Annotated in this window: 3 protein-coding genes; 1 reads left to right on the top strand and 2 read right to left on the bottom strand. The window is 40.7% G+C overall.

Features of this window, described 5'->3' with window-relative positions:
* Positions 1-1,292 (top strand): acetate--CoA ligase (locus PSN35_RS06710; protein ID WP_300031222.1); only part of this gene is annotated, 1,292 nt, incomplete at its 5' end.
* Between the two features lies 1 nt (position 1,293).
* On the opposite strand, the gene PSN35_RS06715 is transcribed toward PSN35_RS06710, so the two are convergent.
* Together PSN35_RS06715 and hemB are read right to left on the bottom strand one after the other, a co-directional pair.
* Positions 1,294-2,016 (bottom strand): hypothetical protein, encoded by a 723-nt coding sequence (locus PSN35_RS06715; protein WP_300031224.1) that lies wholly within the window; start codon positions 2,014-2,016, stop codon positions 1,294-1,296.
* Between the two features lie 103 nt (positions 2,017-2,119).
* The gene (gene hemB / locus PSN35_RS06720) at positions 2,120-3,106 is read right to left on the bottom strand and encodes a porphobilinogen synthase (protein WP_300031227.1); all 987 of its coding nucleotides are present in this window, start codon (positions 3,104-3,106) and stop codon (positions 2,120-2,122) included.
* Between the last annotated feature and the right edge of the window lie 230 nt (positions 3,107-3,336).

Raw genomic sequence — 3,336 nt, forward strand, 5'->3', positions numbered from 1 at the left:
TGGTTGTTGTTCAGCATACTAAAGGCGAAGTGCATTGGGGCATTAAAGATGTTTGGTATCACGATTTAGTGGCTAATGTGCCAAGTGAATGTCCATGCGAGGCTTATGACGCTGAAACACCGCTATTTATTCTTTATACCTCAGGATCAACGGGCAAGCCAAAAGGCGTATTACACACCTCTGGTGGTTATTTGCTTTATGCAGCCATGACTCATAAATATACGTTTGATTATCAAGAGGGTGATGTGTATTGGTGTACTGCTGATGTGGGTTGGGTAACAGGACACTCATATATTGTTTATGGTCCGCTTGCTAATGGCGCAACCACACTGATGTTTGAAGGCATTCCTTCTTATCCTGATGCCTCACGTTTTTGGCAAGTAATTGACAAGCATCAGGTGAATACATTCTACACAGCGCCAACTGCGATTCGTGCGCTAATGGGTGCAGGTGATGAATTTGTTGAAAAGACTAGCCGATCTAGTTTGCGTGTATTAGGTACGGTAGGTGAGCCAATTAATCCAGAAGCTTGGGAATGGTACTATCATGTGGTAGGTCAAGGCAAATGCCCCGTGGTAGATACTTGGTGGCAAACTGAAACCGGTGGCCATATGATTACCCCGCTGCCATACGCAACAGCATTAAAACCAGGTTCAGCGTCTAAGCCGTTCTTTGGCATTGAGCCGCAAATTGTTAATGAACAGGGTGAAGTGTTAGAAGGTGAAGCCGAAGGAATTTTGGTATTGGCAAGATCTTGGCCAGGGCAAATGCGCACGCTTTACAATAATCACGAGCGTTTTATGGAGGCTTATTTTTCAACCTTCCCGGGCAAGTATTTTGCCGGTGATGGGGTTAAGCGTGACAAAGACGGCTACTACTGGATTACTGGTCGTGTGGATGATGTGCTAAATATCTCAGGGCATCGTTTAGGAACAGCTGAAATTGAGTCAGCTTTAGTGCTGCATGAGAATGTCTCTGAAGCTGCCGTAGTTGGCTATCCGCACGATATTAAAGGTCAAGGAATCTACGCATATGTGTCGATTATGAATGGGGTTGAGCCTACTGACGAATTAAAAACGGAGTTGGTTAAATTAGTTAGGGCGGAAATTGGCCCGATTGCAACGGTTGATAAAATTCAGTTTGCGCCGGGATTGCCAAAAACACGCTCTGGAAAAATCATGCGTCGAATTCTACGAAAAATTGCCGAGAATGATTACGATAATTTAGGTGATACTTCTACGCTGGCAGAGCCAGAAGTGGTTAAAGATTTAATTAATAATCGAATTGGCTAAATTATTTAGGCTGATCGATTTTAAGTTTCTTTAAGCCTTTTTTGATTTTATCTTTAAGACTTACTTCACATTGATTGTGGTAGTTTTTTTGCATCGCTTTATCTAAAGAAACTACCTTACCAAAGACTTTATGCTCTAGTGTCATGATGTTTTTAATGTTGGCACAGTAGTTGTCAATTTCTTCTGTGGTATACGATACTAGCGTAGCCACACCAATAGCAGGAACGATTAAACCTGTTACTGCAATACCGCTTGAGGTTTCTTTTAATTCTTTGATTCGATTAATGTTGTTCACAATAGTGTCTTTGTTTTGAGTCGCGAATAGGTTTTCTAGGTAGTCAACTTTTTCAGCGCTTATTGCAAGTTTGGCTTGGGTTGATTGTAATGAATCTTTAAGTAAACCAACCTTATCTCTTGCGTCAGTCATTTGCGTTATTTCATCGCCCAAGACGCTAGATTTGCTACTGGCTAGTGTTAACTTTTGTTGAGCTAGCTTTAATTCAGATTGCGCTTTAATCAGCTGGTTATTAAGTGACTCTAGTGCAGAAGGGGTTGAGGTCTTATCAGAAGCGGTTGATTGGAGTGCAGTTAGTTTATTGTTGTATTCTTGAGTGGTTGCCTGAAGCTCTGTTTCTAGTTCATTAACTTTATCTGTATAAAAGACATAGCCACTAACTAACGCCAGCGCCAACACAATGCTTGTAAATAATGATTTGTTTTCCATGATTGCCTCTCAAAAATAGGGTGTTATTAATGAGGGGTATTATACACTATTTTACTAACTATATAAGAATATTATTATATTTTAATATAAATTAAAAAATGTGTTATTTCAACCACTTAGCAACTTGCTTGGCGTAGTAAGTTAAGATAGCGTCAGCACCTGCACGTTTGAAAGAGAGTAGCGTTTCAAGCGCTACTTTTTCTTCATTAATCCAGCCATTTTGACTGGCCGCTTTAAGCTGAGCGTATTCGCCACTTACATGATAAGCAAAAGTTGGCATACCAAAAGTTTGTTTAATGCGATACACAATATCCAAATAAGGTAAGCCTGGTTTGATCATTACCATGTCAGCGCCTTCATCGATATCAAGTCCTACTTCTCGAATGGCTTCGTCAGAATTAGCCGGATCCATTTGATAGGTTTCTTTGCTTGAAGCGCCTAAGTTTGCTGCTGAGCCAACGGCATCTCTAAACGGTCCGTAGTAGCTTGAGGCGTATTTGGCCGAATAAGCCAAAATATTAGTATGAATAAAACCATTAACCTCTAACGCTTCACGTATTGCACCAATGCGACCATCCATCATATCTGATGGGGCAACAATATCACTACCAGCTTGGGCATGTGACAAAGCTTGTTTGACTAAAACATCTACTGTTTCATCATTTAATACATAGCCAGAATCATCAATCAGCCCATCTTGCCCATGTGTGGTGAATGGATCAAGTGCAACATCAGTAATTACTGCCAATTCATTAAATTGGGCTTTTAGGGCGCGTACAGCGCGTTGAGCGAGCCCATCTTCATTAAAAGCTTCCGCTGCATCGAGCGATTTTTTAGCTTCGGGTACAACCGGGAAGAGGGCCACGGCGCGAATGCCTAAATCCACTAATTCTTGCGCTTCGATGAGCAATTGATCAACACTCAAACGCTCGATATCTGGCATAGAGTTAATGCTTTCGCGCTTGTTTTCACCTTCAATAACAAAAATTGGAAAAATTAAATCATCAGTGGTTAGTGTGTTTTCACGCATTAATTCACGGGTATGTGCGTGTTTTCTCATACGACGTGGTCTATGGGTTAAAATTGTCATCTTTTGTTATTCTTAAGTTATTTCACCGAATTATACAACAATGAGTCAATCAAGCGAAACCTTAACAAGCATGTCAAGCGTCAAAGAGGCGTTTATTCAGCCTTTTCCCAATTCTCACAAAATTTATGTCAAGGGTTCACGCTAAAGGTATTGAGGATAGGCTATATACACGGAAAGCACGGAATTTTTTCCCCCATGATATAACACTAGGTTATATAACAAAAACTCTG

The sequence above is a fragment of the Candidatus Thioglobus sp. genome (assembly GCF_028599055.1).
GTDB lineage: Bacteria > Pseudomonadota > Gammaproteobacteria > PS1 > Pseudothioglobaceae > Thioglobus_A.

Coding starts and splice junctions, on each gene's coding strand:
- PSN35_RS06715 (WP_300031224.1), bottom strand. CDS start 2,016: ATGGAAAACAAATCATTATTTACAAGCATTGTGTTGGCGCTGGCGTTA.
- hemB (WP_300031227.1), bottom strand. CDS start 3,106: ATGACAATTTTAACCCATAGACCACGTCGTATGAGAAAACACGCACAT.